Source organism: Streptomyces sp. NPDC014656 (assembly GCF_043084305.1).
Lineage (GTDB): Bacteria > Actinomycetota > Actinomycetes > Streptomycetales > Streptomycetaceae > Streptomyces.
The window spans coordinates 574,160-592,749 of the sequence record NZ_JBIBZN010000003.1 but is presented as its reverse complement, the minus strand read 5'-3'; the positions used below and the strand labels follow the sequence as shown (position 1 = coordinate 592,749).

General features: G+C 75.1%; 21 protein-coding genes. 10 read left to right on the top strand and 11 right to left on the bottom strand.

Annotated elements, in window-relative coordinates:
* The first annotated feature begins 118 nt into the window (after nucleotides 1-118).
* From ACF1ED_RS09970 to ACF1ED_RS09955, 4 genes are all read left to right on the top strand, one after another.
* On the top strand, nucleotides 119-493 hold the full coding sequence (locus ACF1ED_RS09970; RefSeq protein ID WP_391758460.1) for a hypothetical protein: 375 nt from the start codon (nucleotides 119-121) through the stop codon (nucleotides 491-493).
* 234 nt (nucleotides 494-727) lie between these two features.
* Nucleotides 728-1,513 (top strand): polysaccharide deacetylase family protein, encoded by a 786-nt coding sequence (locus tag ACF1ED_RS09965; protein ID WP_391758458.1) that lies wholly within the window; start codon nucleotides 728-730, stop codon nucleotides 1,511-1,513.
* Nucleotides 1,514-1,898: 385 nt separating this feature from the next.
* Nucleotides 1,899-2,615, top strand: coding sequence for a hypothetical protein (locus tag ACF1ED_RS09960; RefSeq protein WP_391758456.1), 717 nt, complete (start codon nucleotides 1,899-1,901; stop codon nucleotides 2,613-2,615).
* A complete protein-coding gene (locus tag ACF1ED_RS09955; protein WP_391758454.1) occupies nucleotides 2,612-2,983 on the top strand; it encodes a peptidase inhibitor family I36 protein in 372 nt (123 codons plus the stop codon). Before ACF1ED_RS09960 ends, ACF1ED_RS09955 begins: the two co-directional genes overlap by 4 nt.
* A gap of 22 nt (nucleotides 2,984-3,005) precedes the next feature.
* Here the strand turns inward: ACF1ED_RS09955 and ACF1ED_RS09950 are convergent, their stop codons facing one another.
* From ACF1ED_RS09950 to ACF1ED_RS09925, 6 genes are all read right to left on the bottom strand, one after another.
* Nucleotides 3,006-3,770, bottom strand: a complete 765-nt coding sequence (locus ACF1ED_RS09950; RefSeq protein ID WP_391758452.1) for a rod shape-determining protein MreC — start codon at nucleotides 3,768-3,770, stop codon at nucleotides 3,006-3,008.
* A gap of 195 nt (nucleotides 3,771-3,965) precedes the next feature.
* Nucleotides 3,966-5,153 (bottom strand): globin domain-containing protein, encoded by a 1,188-nt coding sequence (locus ACF1ED_RS09945; protein WP_391758450.1) that lies wholly within the window; start codon nucleotides 5,151-5,153, stop codon nucleotides 3,966-3,968.
* An 89-nt stretch (nucleotides 5,154-5,242) separates the two neighbouring features.
* On the bottom strand, nucleotides 5,243-5,686 hold the full coding sequence (locus tag ACF1ED_RS09940; RefSeq protein ID WP_391758448.1) for an RrF2 family transcriptional regulator: 444 nt from the start codon (nucleotides 5,684-5,686) through the stop codon (nucleotides 5,243-5,245).
* Nucleotides 5,687-5,784: 98 nt separating this feature from the next.
* Nucleotides 5,785-6,192: an SHOCT domain-containing protein gene (locus ACF1ED_RS09935; protein ID WP_391758447.1), complete on the bottom strand. Its 408-nt coding sequence runs from the start codon at nucleotides 6,190-6,192 to the stop codon at nucleotides 5,785-5,787.
* 129 nt (nucleotides 6,193-6,321) lie between these two features.
* Nucleotides 6,322-6,780, bottom strand: coding sequence for a peroxiredoxin (locus tag ACF1ED_RS09930; RefSeq protein WP_391758445.1), 459 nt, complete (start codon nucleotides 6,778-6,780; stop codon nucleotides 6,322-6,324).
* A gap of 86 nt (nucleotides 6,781-6,866) precedes the next feature.
* Nucleotides 6,867-7,466: a PadR family transcriptional regulator gene (locus tag ACF1ED_RS09925; protein ID WP_391758443.1), complete on the bottom strand. Its 600-nt coding sequence runs from the start codon at nucleotides 7,464-7,466 to the stop codon at nucleotides 6,867-6,869.
* Nucleotides 7,467-7,656: 190 nt separating this feature from the next.
* Here ACF1ED_RS09925 and ACF1ED_RS09920 point away from each other — a divergent pair, with 190 nt between their 5' ends.
* Entirely contained in the window at nucleotides 7,657-8,142 is a 486-nt protein-coding gene (locus ACF1ED_RS09920) for an SRPBCC family protein (protein WP_391758441.1), read from the top strand.
* 146 nt (nucleotides 8,143-8,288) lie between these two features.
* Complete coding sequence (locus ACF1ED_RS09915; protein WP_391758439.1) at nucleotides 8,289-9,632, top strand: Ig-like domain-containing protein; 1,344 nt, start codon at nucleotides 8,289-8,291, stop codon at nucleotides 9,630-9,632.
* Between the two features lie 88 nt (nucleotides 9,633-9,720).
* Here the strand turns inward: ACF1ED_RS09915 and ACF1ED_RS09910 are convergent, their stop codons facing one another.
* Nucleotides 9,721-11,136 (bottom strand): threonine/serine exporter ThrE family protein, encoded by a 1,416-nt coding sequence (locus ACF1ED_RS09910; protein ID WP_391758437.1) that lies wholly within the window; start codon nucleotides 11,134-11,136, stop codon nucleotides 9,721-9,723.
* A gap of 231 nt (nucleotides 11,137-11,367) precedes the next feature.
* On the opposite strand from ACF1ED_RS09910, the gene ACF1ED_RS09905 reads away from it, so the two are divergent.
* Complete coding sequence (locus tag ACF1ED_RS09905; protein ID WP_391758435.1) at nucleotides 11,368-11,883, top strand: tetratricopeptide repeat protein; 516 nt, start codon at nucleotides 11,368-11,370, stop codon at nucleotides 11,881-11,883.
* Between the two features lie 23 nt (nucleotides 11,884-11,906).
* Here the strand turns inward: ACF1ED_RS09905 and ACF1ED_RS09900 are convergent, their stop codons facing one another.
* From ACF1ED_RS09900 to ACF1ED_RS09885, 4 genes are all read right to left on the bottom strand, one after another.
* The gene (locus ACF1ED_RS09900) at nucleotides 11,907-12,236 is read right to left on the bottom strand and encodes a cupin (protein WP_391758433.1); all 330 of its coding nucleotides are present in this window, start codon (nucleotides 12,234-12,236) and stop codon (nucleotides 11,907-11,909) included.
* A 55-nt stretch (nucleotides 12,237-12,291) separates the two neighbouring features.
* Entirely contained in the window at nucleotides 12,292-13,587 is a 1,296-nt protein-coding gene (locus tag ACF1ED_RS09895) for a M20 family metallopeptidase (RefSeq protein ID WP_391758431.1), read from the bottom strand.
* 74 nt (nucleotides 13,588-13,661) lie between these two features.
* The gene (locus ACF1ED_RS09890; RefSeq protein WP_391758429.1) at nucleotides 13,662-14,273 is read right to left on the bottom strand and encodes a hemerythrin domain-containing protein; all 612 of its coding nucleotides are present in this window, start codon (nucleotides 14,271-14,273) and stop codon (nucleotides 13,662-13,664) included.
* Between the two features lie 98 nt (nucleotides 14,274-14,371).
* Nucleotides 14,372-14,956: a TMEM165/GDT1 family protein gene (locus ACF1ED_RS09885; protein ID WP_391758427.1), complete on the bottom strand. Its 585-nt coding sequence runs from the start codon at nucleotides 14,954-14,956 to the stop codon at nucleotides 14,372-14,374.
* Nucleotides 14,957-15,282: 326 nt separating this feature from the next.
* On the opposite strand from ACF1ED_RS09885, the gene ACF1ED_RS09880 reads away from it, so the two are divergent.
* From ACF1ED_RS09880 to ACF1ED_RS09870, 3 genes are read left to right on the top strand one after another with little or no spacing between them, the layout of a single operon-like run.
* Nucleotides 15,283-15,966: a TetR/AcrR family transcriptional regulator gene (locus ACF1ED_RS09880; RefSeq protein WP_391758425.1), complete on the top strand. Its 684-nt coding sequence runs from the start codon at nucleotides 15,283-15,285 to the stop codon at nucleotides 15,964-15,966.
* Nucleotides 15,963-17,411, top strand: coding sequence for an MFS transporter (locus ACF1ED_RS09875; RefSeq protein ID WP_391758423.1), 1,449 nt, complete (start codon nucleotides 15,963-15,965; stop codon nucleotides 17,409-17,411). The genes ACF1ED_RS09880 and ACF1ED_RS09875 overlap by 4 nt, the downstream gene beginning before the upstream one ends.
* A gap of 1 nt (nucleotide 17,412) precedes the next feature.
* Complete coding sequence (locus tag ACF1ED_RS09870; RefSeq protein ID WP_391758421.1) at nucleotides 17,413-18,546, top strand: PP2C family protein-serine/threonine phosphatase; 1,134 nt, start codon at nucleotides 17,413-17,415, stop codon at nucleotides 18,544-18,546.
* Nucleotides 18,547-18,590: the final 44 nt, after the last annotated feature.

The following is an 18,590-nucleotide window of genomic DNA, read 5'->3' as shown; positions in this document are numbered from 1 at the left end:
CCTCCAGCCGTCGTTCTCGCCGGAACCGGCCCGGTCGTCGACGGGGGGGAGGGGCGAGCCGTCGACGTTCCGGCGGCCGAGGGGGATGCTGGAGGGGTGGCATCCGGCCCGCGAGGAGATGAGCGACGTGCACGACTTGAACATCGACACCGACGTCAACGTCCAGCTGAGCGACTGCGGCCAGGAGGACGCCCGGGCCGTCTTCGGGGTCCTCGACCGCTACTACCTGCTGGAAGACGGGGAGGCCCCGGCCCAGACGGGCGCGGGGCCGGTCGCCACCGTGTGGATGGCCACCTTCGACACCTCCGGCGGCCGGCGCGAGGAGGTGGCTCCCCCCGCGCTCGCCGGCAAGGTCGTCGCCACGCTCACCGGCGGCTACCACGCCGTCGGTGAGGTCGAGAAGGTGCTTGCCGCCGGCTTCGACATCGAGTCGCTCCAGACGGTCTCGGGCGACCAGGAGACCGAGGCGCGGCTGCTCCTCGCCCCCCGCTGAGCCGCAGCGGTAACGGCGCCACCCGAACACCCCGGACGGAGCGGACGGGCTCCGCCCGGGGCGCGGTCGTGCCCGGAGGGGGATTCGCATGGGGTCTTGATCGGAAGGGGAGACCCCCCTTCCGACCCCGGTATACACCGTGTGTAGAGTTCACGGCGGCCATCGAGTCCACGTGCCCTGACCAGGCGCGCGGCGGCCGCTTCGCACACGAAACCGGGGAAAGCGGGTACCACCATGTTCCGAACCAGGCCGGGCCGTCGCGGTGGGAGGACCGCCGCCGTGCTCACCGCCGCCACGCTCATGCTCGCCCTCGGCGGCTGCGGCGTGGACCCGCTCACCCCGCAGGCGGCGCGGGCCGAGGCGGGGGACGACGGCAAGGGCGGCGCGGAGTCCCGCCGGGTCGACTGCGCCCAGGTGAAGTGCATCGCGCTCACCTTCGACGCGGGGCCGGGCAAGGACACCCCGCACCTCCTCGACGTCCTCAAGGAGAAGCGGGTGCCTGCGACCTTCTTCCTCCTCGGCCACAAGCACGTCGACCGCTATCCGAAGGTCGTCCGGCGCATCGCGGACGAGGGGCACGAGCTCGCCAACCACACCTGGTCGCACCGCATCCTCACGGACCTCGACGAGGGCGAGATCCGAGAGGAACTGTCCCGCACCCAGGACGCCATCAAGGAGATCACCGGACGCGAGCCCGTCCTCATGCGCCCGCCGCAGGGCCGCACCGACTCCACCGTCAGCGACGTCAGCCGCGAACTCGGCCTCGCGCAGGTCCTCTGGAGCATCACCGCCAAGGACTACTCCACCACCGACTCCGCCCTGATAAAGGAGCGCGTCCTCACCCAGGCGCACCGGGACGGCATCATCCTGCTCCACGACATATACGACGGCACCGTCCCCGCCGTCCCCGGGATCATCGACGAGCTCCAGAGCCGCGGCTACACCTTCGTGACCGTCCCCGAGCTGCTCGCCCCCGGCACCGCCCGCGCCGGCGCCGTCTACCGGCCCGAGAAGGACTGACCGCGCCGCGGCCCCTGCCGGCCCGTGACGGGTGACCCGACTCACACCGTTCACCCCGGACCGTCCGGAACATTGGGCAAACGTTCACCGTTCTCCCTTATGTGACGACGGAGGGGTCCGGTCCCCAGGTTCCCCCCCAGAGGTGACCGCCCTTCGCCCGTCACGGTGAGCGGCCCCGGCTGGAATCCCCCGTCCAGCCGGGGCTCCGCCATGTCCGGGGCGGCTCGCACACGGCGCCCGAGGGGCGCGCACCACGGCGCGTTCGACCCGTTCGAGTGAGGTCACGCATAGCCGCACCCGTCACGGGCAGTGATCGTGCGGGCCGACCGATGATCATCCTCCGGCCCGTCGACCAGGCACCACGCCATCGCTCGCGGGGGGACCCATGCCGTACGCCACGACGCAGCTCGCCCGCCGGGCCCTGCCGGCCGCCGCCGTTCTGACCCTGCTCGCCGGCTGTACCTCCGTCCGCCCCGACCTGCCGGGACCGCCCGCGGTGCCGGAGACGCGCGCCGCCCAGGACGCCCTCCTCAGGGCCGCGGAGCGCCGGCTCGTCGACGACTGTCTCGCCGGCCGCGGCATCCGGGTCACCGCCGAACCGCGCGCGCCCGCCCAGGACGGGGCCTTCAGGGCCGCCCTGTTCGGGACCGGCCCGCGCGAACTCTCCGTGACGCTCGCCACCGGCGCCACCGTCACCGCCCACAGCGACGGCTGCCTGGCCGCCGCCCGCCGGCGGCTCTACGGCGACCAGCGGCGCTGGTTCCGGGTCCAGGTCGTCGTCGACAACCTCCGCGCGGAGGCCCAGGCGCGCTACCGCGACGACCCCGCCCACCGCACCGCCCTCGCCCGGTGGACCGCCTGCGTCGCACCGCCCGGCCGGCCCCGCCCGCGGAACCCCGACCCCGAGGACGCCGCCCGCTGCGCGCGGGAGACCGGCCTCGACGAGACCCGCGCCCGACTGGAGCGCGCCGAGCTGACCGAGGTGCGCGCCCTGCACCGCGAGGAGCTCACCACCTACCGGCAGCTGCGCGACCGCGCACTGCTGCGGGCGGTCCGGCTGCCCGCGCCCACCCCCTCACCGAAAGGCAACGCCCCCTCGTGAAGCGAATCCTGGCCACCACGGCCGCCGCCCTGCTCGCCCTCACCACCGGCCTCGCCGTCGCGGGTCCCGCCGCCGCCGCCGAATGCCCCTCCGGGAACTTCTGCGTCTGGCAGGAGGCGAACTTCGGCGGACAGCGGGCCAACTGGAGCGGTGACGACGGCTGGTGGGAGAACTGGATCTCCGACACCGACTCCTCGTGGGCCAACCACGGCATTTCCGGCCCCGGCATCAAGGACCACGTGCGGGTCTACGAGAGCGCCTGGCAGGGCGGCGGCATGACCATCTGCCTCGCCCCGGGACAGGAGGTGGGGTACAGCGGCGCGGCCAACGACCGCGGCGACTCCCACATCTGGGCGACCGGCTGCTGATCCCGGGCCCGGCGCGCTCCCGTCACGGGGTGCGCCGGGCTCCCGGATGCCGCAGCGCCGAGGCCAGCATCAGGCCGGCGCCCCGGACCACGCTGGTCGCCGGATCGTTGGCCAGCCGGACCCGGCCGCGCAGCACCTGCGCGAGCCGCGCGGTCACGTCGAGCCGGAGCGCGCCGCCGCCCGTCACCAGGACCCCGCGGCGCAGCGCCCCGCGCACCGCGCCGGTGCCGTCCTCGCGCCACATGTCGGCCACCATGTCGGCGGCCGTGCCCACCACGGCGTCCGGCGCCCCGCCGTGCTCCGGCAGGTCGTCCATGCCGAGTTCCGCGAGCCGCGCGTCCTGCACCTGCCCGTCCACGACGAGCGTGACCTCGGTCAGCCGGGCGCCGAGGTCGACCACGAGCAGCGGGCCGCCGCCGGGCGGCGCCGCGTAGGCGGCGGCGGCCCGGGCGCTGTCGACGGCGATCACCCGGACCGGGCCGAGCCCGGCCACCACCCGGCGGGCCGCCTCGCGTTCCGCCGGGGCGGCGAGCACCGGATGGGTCAGCATCACGACGGTGTCGTGGCCCTCGGCGCCCGGGGCGGAGGCGGCGAGCCGCTTGAGGAGCAGAAGCTGGGAGGAGTCGTCCGCCACCCGGCCGCGCCGGACCGCCGTGCTCGGCACGTCGGCGAAGACCCCGGCGCCCGGCGCCCAGGCCCGTGTCCGTGAGCTGCCGATGTCGAGGGCGATCCCCCGTACCGGCCGCCGCGCGTCGAGGTGGGTGCCACCCGCTCCGTACGATCCCATCGCTTCCGTCCATTCCCTGTCGGCCCACTGATTACGAGGCCGATCCGCGCCCACACTATGCAGGATCCGCAGCGGGAACGCCATGGCGCTTGAGGATCGAAGGATCATGGTCGGTCCGGGGCGAAGGGAGCCACGCCCCGGACCGGCCGTCCGCAGTCAGTCCGCGGTCCGTCTGCGGTCCATCCGCGGTCCGGTTCAGGCGGCGGTGCCCAGCCAGAGGTCGGGGCCGAAGACCTCGTAGTGGACGTCGGCCGCGGCGACTCCGGAGGCGACGAGGTCGCCGCGGACCGTCCGCAGGAAGGGGAGCGGACCGCAGAGGTAGGCGTGGGTGCCGGCCGGCAGCTCCAGCGAGCCGACGTCGGCGCGGCCCTCGCGCGCGCCGGACGCGCCCGGCTCCTCGTACCAGAGGTGCAGGCTGCCCTCCGGCAGCCGGCCGACCAGCTCGCGCAGCTCCTCGGCGTGGGCGTGGGCCTCGGGGGAGCGGTCGGCGTGCACGACGACGACCGGGCGGCGGGCGCCGGTGGCGGCCAGGTGGTCGAGCATGGCCAGCATCGGGGTGCTGCCGATGCCGGCGGAGGCGAGCAGCAGCGGGCCGTCGCCCTCGGGCAGCACCAGGTCGCCGAAGGGAGCGGAGACCTCCAGGACGTCACCGGCCGCCGCGTGGGAGTGGAGCCGGTTCGAGACCTCGCCCGCCGGGTCGCCGTCGACCCGCTTGACCGTGATCCGCCAGGCGGGGCGGCCGGGGGCGGAGGAGAGGCTGTACTGGCGTATCTGGTGGGCGCCGTCCGGCAGGGCGACGCGCACGCTCACGTACTGGCCGGGCCGGAAGGGCGGCAGCGGCGAGCCGTCCGGGTCCGTGAGCACGAGGGAGACGGTGTCCGCGGTCTCCTCGCGCCGCTCGGAGATCCGCACCGGCCGCCAGACCTCGCCGCTCTCGACGCCCGCCTCCTGGTAGAGGCGGGTCTCCAGCGCGATGAGCGCGTTCGCCATCAGCCAGTAGACCTCGTCCCAGGCCCGGGCGACCTCGGGGGTGACGGCTTCGCCGAGCACCTCGACGATCGCGGCGAAGAGGTGCTCGTGCACGACCTTGTACTGGTCGGCCGTGACGCCGAGGGACGCGTGCTTGTGCGCGATGCGGGAGAGCATCGTGTCGGGGCGGGTGTCCGGGTGTTCCAGGAGCGCGACGGCGAAGGCGGCTATGGAGCCGGCGAGCGCCTTGCGCTGGTCGCCGTTGGCCTGGTTGCCCCGGTTGAAGAGGTCGCGCAGCAGCTCGGGGTGGGCGTCGAAGAGCCGCCCGTAGAAGCGCTCGGTGATCTGGTCGAGCGCTCCGCCGACGGCGGGCAGCGTGGCGCGGACGACGGGTACGGCCTGCTCGGACAGCATCGGAACTCTCAATCTGGTAGATGATCTACGTATTTAAAGTGAGGTGGAAGCCCCGGGGGCGCGGGCCGCCCGGGGTGGGGTGCGCGAGGTCATGACGGGGGGCGGGGGGTGAGCGAGAGCAGCACCGGGCCCGTCGGTGACCGTACGAGATCGGCCACCGTCAGCGGGTCGAGCGCGCGGTAGAAGGCGTCCTGGGCCTCCCGCAGCGCGCCCCGCAGGCGGCAGGCCGCCCGCAGCGGGCAGGGTGGATCGGCCTCGCAGCCGACGACCTCCTCCTCGCCCTCCAGCGTCCTGGTCAGCCAGCCCACGGAGGAGCGCCGGCCGAAGTCCGTGAGGGCGAGCCCGCCCCCGCGCCCGCGCCGGGCCTCCACCACGCCGAGGTGTCGGAGCCGGGTGACCACCTTCGCCATGTGGGCGTGCGGCACCGCCATCTCCTCCGCCACCGCGCGCGTGGTGACGGGCTCCTCGTCGTCGGTGACCGCCAGGCGCATCACGGCGCGCAGGGCCAGGTCGGTGAACTTGGTCAGCCTCACGGGGCGACCGTATCAAAGCGGTATCCCGGACTCGCATTAAGGGTGCGCAGTCCGGGATACCGGGGTCCGCCGGAGGGCGGGGGTGGGGCGGAAGCGGGTCAGGCGAGGATCTTGGTCTTCGCCTGCTGGAACTCCTCCTCGGAGATCGCGCCCTTCGCCTTGAGGTCGGCGAGCCGCGTGAGTTCGTCCGTGGCGCTCGGGGAGCCGTTCGCGGCGGCCTGGGTGCCGGCCGTCTGCCGGATGTACTCCTGGAAGCGGGCCTCGGCCGCCCGGGCCTGCTCGGCGTCACGGTGCCCCATGCCCTTGCCCCGGGCGATCACGTAGACCAGCACGCCGAGATAGGGGAGCAGGATGCAGAAGATCAGCCAGCCCGCCTTGCCCCAGCCGCTCAGTCCGTGGTCCCGGAAGATGTCCGTGATCACCTTGAAGAGCAGGAAGAGCCACATGATCCAGAGGAAGAACCACATCATCGTCCAGAAGACGTTCAGGAGGGGGTAGTCGTCCATTCCTGCACACTCCGTTCGCTCGCCGGCCGGGAGGCCGAGCGTTGGAGCGAGTCTCACCCGTCCGGCCCGCGCCCGCATGTCGTGGCCGTCCCGCCTTGCTCGGCGTGCGGGCCCGGGACCCGGGCGCGGTCAGGCGGTGCGCAGCGCCGCGAGCGCGGTCAGCGCCCGGTCCGCGTGGGCGCTCATCCGCAGCTCGCTGCGGACGACCTCCTTGATCCGCCGGTCCTGCCCGATCACGAACGTGACCCGCTTCGTCGGGGCCAGCGAGAAGCCGCGCCGCACGCCGAAGCGCTCCCGCACGGTGCCCTCGGGGTCGGAGAGCAGCGGATAGCCGAGCGAGTGCCGCTCGGTGAACTCCCGCTGCCGCTCCACGCCGTCGCCGCTCACGCCGACGGGCAGCGCGCCGGCCGCGCGGAACTCGGCCGCCAGGTCGCGGAAGTGGCAGGCCTCCGCGGTGCAGCCGGGTGTCATCGCCGCCGGATAGAAGAAGAGGACCACCGGCCCCTCGGCGAGCAGTCCGGAGAGGGAGCGCGCCGCCCCGGTCTCATCCGGAAGGGTGAAGTCCTCGACGAGATCGCCGACGTTCATGAGGTCGCCCCTTCGCCGGGCGTCCCGGTCACCGGTGTCCGCCCGTTCCGCGTCCGCCGGCCACCCCGGCGGGCTACCCGAGAGTTCTACCGCAGGGTAGGAGCCGCCGTCACCCCGTGGCCGCCCCGGCCCGCGGCGATCCGCGCGTCCAGCACCGCCAGGACCCGCTCGCTCCAGCGGAGGTTCTCCTCCTCCAGCAACCGGCCGCGCATCAGCGTCAGATACGGGCCGACGCGCTCGGAATCGCGCAGGTACGTCTCCTCGTCCCGGCCGTCGAGCAGCCACTCCCGCAGCCGCTCGTAGCGCGCCAGCTTGTCCCGGGAGGCGTCCATGCGTCGGGCCACGAAGCCCCGTACGGCCCGGGTGTCACCGCCGTCGCACGCCTGGACCTGCACCATCAGCTCGTCCCGGACCGCCGTCGGCCGAGGTGCCGCGGAGGTGAAGGCGTCGAGGTCCCGCCGGCCCTCCGGGGTGAGGCTGAACATCCGCTTGTTCGGCCGCCGTTCCTGTTCGACGACCCGCGCGGTGATGAGACCGGCCTCCGAGAGCCGGTCGAGCTCGCGGTAGAGCTGCTGGGGGGTGGCGGCCCAGAAATTGGCGACGGACACGTCGAAGATCTTGGCGAGGTCGTATCCGGATGCCTCGCCCTCCAGGAGAGCTGCGAGGACGGCGTGCTTGAGCGACATCCGGACACGCTAGCAGTCCGTTGAATAGTTTCCTCCGCACCTAATCAACGAGCGGAAGGACCCCTCGCCCCCGGCGCGGCGGGGGCGGTCCGCACGTCCCTGCCGCGCGGGCGGTCCGGCGCCTGCCTAGGCTGGATCACCACGACACCACGGGGGAGACGACCGGCGAGCCGGAGGATCGAGCAGCGCCATGGACACCGACGCGTACGTCTACACCAGCTACATCAGGACCACTCCGGACGAGCTCTGGAGGGCGCTCACCGAGCCGGAACTCACCCGGCGCTACTGGGGCGTGGCCTTCGAGACGGAGTGGACCCCCGGCGCGCCGATGGTCTGGGACGAGGGCGACCGCAGGACCGCCGACCCCGAGCAGGTCGTCGTCGAGGCCGTCCCGGGCCGCCGCCTCGCCTACACCTGGCACACCTTCACCCCCGAATGGGCGAAGGCCGTCGGCCTGGACGACGAGGTGTACGGCGTCCTCTCCCGCGAGCGCAGGTCCACCGTCGCCTTCACCGTCGAACCCTCGGGCGACACGGTCCGGCTGACCGTCACCCACGACGGCCTGGAACCGGACGGCATCGTGCGGGGACTCATCGGGGAGGGCTGGCCCGCGATCGTCTCCAGCCTGAAGTCGCTCCTGGAGACCGGCGAGGAGCTTCCGGAACCGCCCCGCTGACCCATTCGAGTCGTCTCCCCGGCCTCTCCTCCGCCACGCCCGGGCCCGTGATCATCCTTTTCCCCTCCCGTCGGTTCTGATGATCGGGCCGGCGCCCGTCCGCCGGCCTTCCGACCGGTCGGTGACGAAAGGGGAGGGTGTCCGACGTGCCGTCACGCCGATACGTACAGGGGTGGGGAGCGCTCTCCCTCGCCGTCGGGGCCGTACTCGTCACCACCGCCGCCGCGCAGGCCCCCGCCACCGGCCGCGCCGCCGCCGCGACCCCCCGGGGGCCCGCCGTCCTCACGGTCGGGACCTGCTCCGGCACCGGCGGCCTCTGCCGGGTGCCCCGCACCACCGTGACCCTGGACGCCCCGGACGCCCCGGCCGTCGCCCTGCCCGAAACCGCCACCGGCCCCGTCGACCTCGCGCTGCGCGGCCCCGGCCGGCTCACCGACGTGACCGTCACCGACCGCGCGGGCCGCCGGATCGCCGGCCGCACCGGCGCCGACGGCACCCGCTGGACCAGCGAGCTCCCGCTGCCCGCCGGAGGCGCGTACACCGCCCGGCTCGTCCTGGAGGAGAACGGGCCGGACGGTCCCCGCCGCAGGGTCCTCCGGCTCGCCGTCCGCACCGCGAAGGCTCCCGAGGGCGAGCGGCTCACCGTCGCCTTCGGTCCCGGCGACGGTGAGCGGCGGCGGACGTACGGAGTGGGCCAGCCGGTCACCGCCGAGCTCAGCCACCCCGTCCCGGCCGCCGATCCGGCCGCCCGCCGGGTCGTCGAGCGGGCCCTGGAGGTGCGCAGCGAACCCCGGGCCGAGGGGGCCTGGCACTGGGTGGACGCCGACACCCTGCACTACCGGCCGCGCTTCTACTGGCCCTCGGGCGCCACCGTCCGGGTCCGCTCCGGTCTCGACGGGGCCCGCGTCACCGACCGTCTGCGCGGCGGTCGCTCACGCCCCCTCACCTTCACCACGGGCGCCCGCGTGGAGGCCGTCACCGACGTCGCCGCCCACGAGATGCGGGTCTACCGCGACGGCGGTCTGGTGCGGGTCATCCCGGTCACCACCGGCAAGCCCGGTTTCCGCACCCGGGTCGGCACCAAGCTCGTCCTCGGCAAGGAGGCCGTGGTCCGGATGCGCGGCGACTCCATCGGCATCGCCCGCGGCAGCCGCGAGTTCTACGACCTGAAGGTGCGCTGGGCCACCCGGGTGACGTGGAGCGGCGAGTACCTGCACGCCGCCCCCTGGTCCCTGGACGCGCAGGGGAGCGAGGACGTGAGCCACGGCTGCACGGGCATGTCCACGGAGGACGCCCGCTGGCTCTTCCGCACGGTCCGCGAGGGCGACCCGGTGCGGGTCGTCAACGGGTACGGGGAGCCGATGACCCCGTTCGACAACGGCTACGGTGACTGGAACCTCGGCTGGTCGCAGTGGCTGCGCGGCAGCGCCCTCGGGGCCCGGGCGGCCCGTCCCGGCGCGGCCGGAACCCCGTTGCGCCCCGCCCTCTGAGCCCCGTCCGCCGAGCCCGGTCCCGGCCTTTCTCCCCGGTCCCGGCCTTTCTCCCCGAGCCCGGCCCCCGCCCCTCCCCGGGCCCGGCTCAGCCGCCCGCGCCCTCCCGCGAGGTCTCCGCGCCGACGGCCCCGCCGGGTCCCTCCTCGCCGGGGGCGGGCTCGGGGGTGCTCGGCGCGGGTTCGCCGAGCAGCAGCCGGGGCCGGCGCTGGAGGCCGGCGCCCACGAGCACGCCGAGGGCGATCGCGGCGACCGTGATCACCGTGCCGGTCAGGCTGTTCAGGCCGCCGTCGGTGTCCTTCTCGACGATGATCTCCGAGACGCTGGTGAGCCCGACCGCGCCGGGGACCAGGAGCCAGAAGCAGGGCAGGAAGACCACCTGGTCGGGGGTGCGGGAGCGCTTCTCGATCCAGCTCGCCATCGGGGGCAGGACCGCTCCGGCGGCGAAGGCGCCGAAGGCCGCGCCCGCCACCTCGGAGGCGGTCGACTGCACGAGCCGTTCGACGAGGAGGGCGCCGAGCAGCCAGCCGGTGACCCGGGGCGGGGCGGAGAAGTACAGCAGGAAGCCGAAGCCGAGCAGCAGCACGCCGGCCCAGGGGGCCCACGCGCCGAGCGGTTCGGCGGCCTTCCCGCCGACGGGGTGGGGCCGCAGCAGTTCGGAGCCGACGAGGATGCCGAGCGACAGCAGCAGCAGGACGCTCACCGCGCCGGCCAGCCGGGAGATCCCGGACAGCGCGGCCCCGGTGGCGAGTTCGATGGCGCCGAGCGTGAGCGCCGCGCCGGGCAGGAAGGCGATGAGCGGCGGAATGTAGAGCACGGCGGGGTTCTCGTGGAGGAGGGGACCCGCCCAGCGCAGCGCGGCGGCGGTGACCAGGATGGCGGTGACGACCGGCAGGGCGGTACGGGCGGCGGGCAGCCGGTCGCCGAAGAGGCGCAGCAGGCCGACGCCCGCGCCGAGCACCGCGTATCCGGCGACGGCGGGCACGGTCGCGTGCCGCATGGTGCCGAGGCCGACCGTCAGCAGCACGTAGCCGAGGACGGTGGTCGCCGGGCTGAACCGGTCCGGCCGCTCCCGGTTCTCCCGGAGCGCGCGCCGCACCTCGTCGAACGGCACCTCCTCCGCGCGCATCCGGGTGACGAGCGCCTGGAGCGACTCCACCTGGTCGAGCCGCAGGTCGGGGCCCTCGACCGGGGCGAAGTCGAGTTCGCCGCCGCGCCCGTCGGGTCCGCCGCCGACGCGGACGAAGAGCCCGGTGGGCACGACGAAGCAGCGGGCCCGGGTGCCGTAGCGGGTGGCGACGTCGTGCAGCGTCCGCTCGACCTCCGAGCTGCGCTCGGCGGCCCGCAGCAGGTCGGAACCGAGCTCGCAGAGGAGCGAGGCGAGGTCCCGGAGCCGTTCCCGGCCGGCCGTCCCGTCCTCCGGCAGGGTGACGGTGCCGGTGCGCCGCCGGGGCCGCAGGGCTGCCGCCCGCCGCGCGAGACCACGCACATCGAATCGGGACAAAGGCCGCATTCATGAACGTTAACAGCGGCGGGGGGTGTGAGCGGGAGCCCGGTGGGCGCGGGGCGCCAGCGAGGGGCCGGAGCGAGGGGCGGGTGCGACGGAGCGTCAGCCGCCGCGCCCGTGCCCGCCGGTACGCGCTCCGCACCGCCTCCGGGCGCCGCCCCCGGGGCACCCGGCCAGGCCGCCCGAAAACGCCTCGCCCGCCGGCGCCCCCGCTGCGAGCATGACCGGATGAACGACAGCACCCCTGCCCCCGAGGAACGTGACCGCCTCCTCTCCGAGGCCGTCGTCCTCCGCTCCGGAGGCGGCGAGGAAGAGGCCCGGCGGCGACTGGTCGCCCTCGCCGCGCGGCTCCCCGGCGACGCCGAGGTCGCCTACCAGACCGCCTGGGCCCACGACGTGCTCGGCCTGGAGGCCGAGGCCGTGCCCTACTACGAGACCGCGCTCGCCGGAACCGGCCTGACCGCCGACGACCGGCGCGGCGCCCTCCTCGGCCTCGGCAGCACCTACCGGACCCTCGGCCGGTACGAGGACGCCGCGGCGCTGCTGGGACGGGCCTCGGCCGAGTTCCCCGAGGACGGCGCCCTGCGCGCCTTCCTCGCGATGGCCCTCTACAACACCGGCCGCCACCACGACTCCGTACGGCTGCTCCTGACCCTCCTCGCCGCCACCAGCGAGGACCCGTCCGTACGGGAGTACCGCAGGGCCATCGAGCACTACGCGCGGGACCTCGACGCGACCGGGTGACGCCTCCGGCCGGCCGGCGGTCGTCAGTCGTTGACCGCCGTCAGGAGCACCACGCAGTCGTCCACCGCGGTGAGCCCGTGCCGTTCCTGGGGGATCAGCCGCAGCGCGCCCGCGGCCAGTTCGTCCGACCAGCCGTGGGTGGTGAGCCGCACCCGGCCGCTGAGCACCTGGAGGCTCGCCGCCGGGGGAGCGTTGTGCTCGTCCAGGGCCGTGCCGGCCTTCAGCGCGATCACTGTCTGCCGCAGCGCGCCGTCGTGCAGCACGAGATGGGCGCTGCGCCCGTGCGGCGCGCTGCGGGCGGCGGCCAGGTGCTCGTCGGCGACGGCGGTGAGGTCGGTGAGGTCCTGGTTCATACCCCCAGCCTCCAGGCTGCGTACGGAGGCGCAACTCGGGGCCGCGGGACCGGGCTCAGCCCGCCGGGAGGAGCGCTCCCGTCAGGTGGTCGTACGCCACGTGCGCGTGGAGCCGGACACCGGTCACGAGGGTGTCGTCGTCGGCGTAGAAGTGCGGGTTGTGGTTGGTGACCAGGCCGCGGCCGCCCTCCTCCGGGACCGGCAGCCCGTCGGCGCCCAGCTTCGCGTCCTGGACGCCCAGCATCACGTACAGCCCGCCGAAGCGCCGGATGAACTCGGAGACGTCGTCGTAGCCGAGGGTCGCCCCGGTCTCGGTGACCCGCTCCTCGCCCACCACCCGCCGGAAGGTCGGCAGTCCCGCCTCCACCCAGGGCCCGGCGTTGTGCACCGGCGGCACCGGCTGGAGGTACTCCACCTCGGCCGTCGCCCCGTACGCCGCCGCCGAGTGCTCGGCCAGTCGCCGGAGCCGCTCCCGCACCTCGGCCATGTCGGCCTCCACCGCGCAGCGGACGGTGCCCCAGAGCGTCACCGTCTGGCCGATGATGTTGAACCGGCCGACGTCCTCGACGTGCCCGATGGTGACGGTGACCGGGTCGAAGGCGGACACCTGGCGGTACAGCTGCCCGATGCCGGTGAGCACCGCGCCGGCCGCCGGCATCGGGTCCACCCCCTGCCACGGGGTGGAGCCGTGCACCTGCTTGCCGCCGATGGTGATCCGGACCAGCACCGAGGCGCCGTACTGGTTGCCCGCCCGGTAGCCCACGTACCCCTTCGGGAACGGCGTCACGTGCATCCCGAACGCCATCGTCGGCACCGGGTCGGCGAAGGCGCCGGCGTCGACCATGGCGAGCGCGCCGCCGGTCTCGGTCACCGGCGGGCCCTCCTCGGCCGGCTGGAAGACGAGGAGGACCGTGCCCGGAAGCCGGTCGCGCACCCCGGCCAGGACCGTCGCCGCGCCCATCAGCATCGCGGTGTGGCAGTCGTGGCCGCAGGCGTGCGAGACCGGGAACGGGCCGCCCGGGTAGTCGGCGTCCACCACCTCCGAGGCGAAGTCCACCCCGCACAGGTCCTTCACCGGCAGCGCGTCCGTGTCCGCGCGCAGCGCCGCCACCCGGCCGCCGCCCCCGCCGGCCGTACCGCGCAGCACGCCCACCACGCCGTGCCCGGCGATGCCCGTGCGGACCTCGTCGAGCCCCAGGCTCCGCAGGTGGTCGGCGACCAGCCGGGCCGTCCCCTCCTCGCGGTTGGACAGCTCGGGGTGCCGGTGGAGGTGGCGGCGCCAGGCGATCACCTGGGCGGAGGTCTCCTCGGCCAGCCGGTCGAGCTCGGTGTGGACGGGATCGTGGGTCATGGGACGTCCTCTCGTGGCGGTCGGCGCGTGCCGGTGTCTGCGGATGGGACGGTGCCCCACCGGGAGCCCTCCCGCTATGAGGCTCGCCGTCGGACGGCGGAGGCGGGAGGGCGCCGCCCGACGGTGACCAGGGGCTCGGGGCGGTGACCGGTGAGGGGGTGCGCGTCAGCCGCCGGTGAGGTCGCGGAGCGCGCGAAGTCCTCGGGCAGCGGGACGGAGAGCGCGTCGAGCGCCGCGACGAGCTCCTTCTCCTCGTAGGTGAAGTGCGATTCGACGAGCGCGATCGGGCCGTCCGGCTCGCCGCTCACCCGGCGTGCCTCCTCGGCGCCGAACGGCGCGGCGGACGCGGTGGGCAGGCCGTCGAGGAGGGCCTGGAGGCGGACCGGCGCCTCCTCCGCCTGGACGTGGTCGTGGGCCGGTTCGTCGAGGACGGGCCGCAGCTCGGGGCGGGCCCCGGCGAGCGCGGGGAAGACGCCGCCGTCCTCGGCGGTGTGGTGGCGGGTGGGCACGGAGCAGAAGGCGAGGCAGCGCGCCCGCAGCTCGTGGGGGCGCTCGCCGGTGCCGGACAGGAGGGCGTCGAGCCCGGAGCGGAGCCGGGCGAGCTCCTCGCGGAGCCGGAGGTGGACGTCGACGAGCTGGTTCCCGAACGCCGTGAGGCGGCCGGCCGGTTCGGAGGCGGCGGTCATGGATCGCGTGATCGCACCGGAGGGGCCCGGGGGACACGGCTCCGGGGCCGTGCCCGCGGGGTGCGGTCACGGCCCCGGAGGGGAGCGGTCGGCGTCCGTCAGCCGGTGAAGACCTCGACGAGGGACCAGACGGCGAGGCCCGCCATGCAGACACCGCCGATGCGCTGGACGGTCTTGAGCGGGACGCGCTTGGCGATGAAGCGGCCGGCCACCAGGGCCAGGGCGGAGACCGAGGTCAGCGCCAGGAAGGAGCCGATCGCGGTCGACGCGGTGCCGTTGGTGGCGGCGAGGTTGGCGGTGGTGATCTGGGTCAGGTCGCCCCACTCGCTGATGAAGACGGCCATGAACGCGGTGGAGAACACCGGCCAGAAGCCGGTGACGGTCCTGCCGCCCGCGTCGTCCTCCTCGTCGTCGCCCCCGGCGCGCAGCAGGATGAACGCGCCGAAGCCGAACAGCAGCGCGGAGACGAGTTTGACGATCCAGCCGGGGAGCAGCCCGAGGAGGCTGCCGGCGCCGACGGCGATGGCGACGTGCACCGCGAAGGCCGCGGAGGTGCCGAACCACACGTAGAGGGGACGCATGCGCGTGCCCATGGCGAGCGACGCGAACATGGTCTTGTCGGGAAGCTCGGCGAGGAAGATGAGCCCGAAGGCGGTGACGATCGCCAAGGGGTCGAGGTGCATACCGGCGCTCTCTGCTCGGTCCGGGCCCGGTGGCTCCGCACGGCGCCTCGGTGGGCGACGGGAGGACCACTCGGCCCGGCATGACGGACCACGCCCACGGAATCGTGGACGCGGTGATGCCTGGCCGAAGGTCTCGCCCGTCCGCGTCGTGCGCGGACCCGGTCACCGGGAACCCGGGGGTTCCAGTGTGTCGACGACCGGTTCGCAGGGCTACTCCCCTTCGCTGCCCACCAGTGTAACCGATGGGCCGCCGGGGAAGTAGACGCTGTCTATCCCTCGGGCCGAGATTCGTAGACACTGTCTGCGCGAGGTGGTAGACAGTGTCCATGTCTCACCCTGCACCTCAGGATCACGCTCAGACGCCCCCCGACGTCGACGTCGAGGCGAAGGCCGGCAGCGGGGCCGACCGCACCGGCAAGGCCGAGGCGCGCGACGGACTGCGCGAACGGCTCGTCAGGACCGGCGTCGCCCTCGTCGACGCCGAAGGCGCCCAGGCCCTCACGCTCCGCGAGATCGCCCGCCGCGCCGGCGTCTCCCACGGCGCGCCCCGCCGCTGGTTCCCGACCCACCTCGACCTGCTCTCGGCGATCGCCCGGGAGGGCTTCGCCGAACTCGCCGCCCGCGTCGCCGAGGCCGACCGGGAAGCCGAAGGCACGGACGCCGGGCCCCGGGCCCGGATCGAGGCGCTCGCCCGTGTCTACCTCGGATACGCCGCCGACCGCCGCGGCATGTACGAGCTGATGTTCCGCCACGACCTGCTGGAGAGCGGCCGGCTGGGGCTGCGCGGGACGAGCCTGCCGCTCTTCGTCCGCCTCACCGCGCTCGTCGCCGAGCTCCGCCCCGGCACCGACGCCGTCTCCGCCGCCGGCGCGCTCTGGGCGAACCTCCACGGACTGGCCCAGCTCCGCCACTGGGGCAGCCTCCCCCTCGCCACCGGCTCCGACGACCCCGCCCCGCTCGTCCGCGCCGCCCTCGACGCCCATCTCGGCCCGGCGGAGCCCACCCGGTGACCGTCGCCGCCGGCCCCCTCCCCGCCCGCGGCGCCCGCGCCCGCACCCTCGCGTGCAGCGTCACCGGTGCCGCCGTCGTCGCCCTCGACGGCACCGTCCTGACGCTCGCCCAGCCCGCCCTCCAGCGGGACCTGCACACCGGCGTCGCCCAGGTCCAGTGGACCAGCACCGGCTACCTCGTCGCCGTCGCGAGCCTCCTCGTCCTCGCCGGGCGCCTCGGCGACCGGCACGGCCACCACCGGGTCTTCGCCCTCGGCGCCCTCGGCTTCGCCGCCGCCTCCGCCGGGATCGCGCTCGCCCCCGGAATCGGCGCCGTCGTGCTGCTCCGCGTCCTCCAGGGGGTCTGCGGGGCGCTGCTCCAGCCCGCCACCCTGGGCATGCTCCGCGCCGCCTACCCGCCCGACCGGCTCACCGGCCCCATCGCGCTGCGCACCGGAGCCATCGGGCTCGCCGCCGCGGCCGGCCCGCTCCTCGGCGGCGCCCTGGTCTCCGCGTACGGCTGGCGCTCCGTCTTCCTCCTCGGCGTGCCCCCGACGCTCGCCGCCGGACTCCTCGCCCTCACCGTCCGCGAGCCCCGCCGGACGGAGCCGGCACGCGCGCGTGCCGGCGGCGATCCACTGGGCGCCCTGCTGCTCGCCGGCGCGCTCGGCCTCCTCGTGCACGGGCTCGTCACCCTCCCGCACCCCGGCGCCGCCGGCCGGGCCGCCGTCACCCTCGCCGCCTCGGCGGCCGCCGCGCTCGCCCTCGTACGCCACGAACGGCGGGCCCCGCACCCCCTGCTGCCGCCCGCGCTGCTGCGCGGCCGGCCCGTGGCCGCCGGGCTCGGCGCGCTGCTCGCCGCCTCCGCCGCCCTCTCCGGCACCCTCTTCGTCACCACCTACTTCCTCCAGGAGGTCCAGCGCCTCGACCCGCTCGACGCCGGTCTCCGCTTCCTCCCGCTCGCCGTCCTGATGGTGCTCGGCGCCGTGTGCTGTCCGCCGCTCCAGCGCCGCCTGGGCCCCCGGGGCGCCGCCCTCGCCGGCGGCGGCCTGCTCACCTCCGGGGTGCTGGTCCTCGCCCGCCTCGACACCGCCGCGGGGGCCGTGGCGACCGGGACCGGCGCGGCCCTCCTCGGCGCCGGGTTCGTCACCCTGATGATCACCGCGACCGCCGCGATCGTCCGGCACGCGCCCGAGGAGCACGCCGGGGTCGCCGGCGGCCTCCAGCAGACCGCCATGAACACCGGGCCCGCCCTCGGCGTCGCCACCGCCGCCCTCCTCCTCGCCGTCGTCCCGGCCGGCGGCTTCGTCCCCGCGCACGGCGCCGCCCTCCCGGCCCTCGCGCTCGTCGCGGGCCTCACCCTGCCCGCCGCCCTCGCGCTCCCGGGGGCGTCCGGCGGCCGGGACGGCGGGACACGCCAGCCCGCCGCACGCCGGTCCCGCCGCCCGTTCTGCGTACGATCATGAAATGCGCGCAGCTGGTTCCCGGCCCCGGCCCCGGCCCGCCACCGGGTCCCGGACCCAGGTCAACCTCGGCCGTGCCCTGCCCGTCCTGGTCATGGTCCTGGTCGTCGCCGTGGACCTCGTCACCCCCGACTCCGAGCGCGTCGACCGGCTCCTCATCACCGTCCCGGCGCTCGCCGCCGCCACCTGGAGCGTACGGGCCACCATCGGCATGGGCCTCCTCGCGATGGCCCTGAGGGCCCTGCTCGTCGCGGGCCGGGGCGAACCCGGCGCCGAACTGCTCGCGAGCGAGGGCCTCATCCTCGGCGTCACCACCGCCTCCGCCTGGGTCAGCGCGGTCCGCACCCGCTACGAGCGGGACCTCGCCGAGGTGACCGCCGTCGCCGACGTCGTCCAGCGCGTGGTGCTCCGTCCGCCCCCGCCCCGCCTCGGCCCCGTCGAACTCCACCTGCTGTACGTCGCCGCCGCGGCCAAGGCCCGCATCGGCGGCGACTTCTACGAGGCCGTGCAGATCCCCGGAGCCGTACGGATCATGCTCGGCGACGTCCAGGGCAAGGGCCTCGGGGCCGTCGAGACGGCCTCCGTCCTGCTCGGCGCCTTCCGCTCCACCGCGTACGACGCCCCCGACCTGCCCGCGCTCGCCGACCGGCTCGACGAGGGCCTGGCCCGGTACGCCGCCTGGGACCCCGACTCCGACGCCGCCGAACGCTTCGCCACCGTCGTCCTCGTCGAACTCCCCGAGGGCACCGGCACCGCCCGCCTCCTCAACTGCGGCCACCCCGCCCCGCTCCTCCAGCACGGCACCGACGTCACCACCGTCGACGTCGCCGACCCCTCGCTGCCGCTCAACCTCACCGGTCTCGCCGACTCCCGCCACCACGTCGAGGAGTTCCCCTTCGGCCCCGGGGACCGGCTGCTGCTCTACACCGACGGCGTCAGCGAGACCCGCGACCGCTCCGGCGCCTTCTACCCGCTGGAGGAGCGCGCCCGCCAGTGGTCCGGGGCCCCCTCCGAGCAGGTCCCCGAGCTTCTGCACCGGGATCTCGCCGCCTACGGCGCCGGCGGGCTCGACGACGACGTCGCCGCGCTGCTCATCGTCAGCACCGGCGGGACGACCGCGCCGGAGGGACCGCGCTGACCACCTCCGGAACGACTCCGTCCGCTCTCAAACGCCGAGTTCGC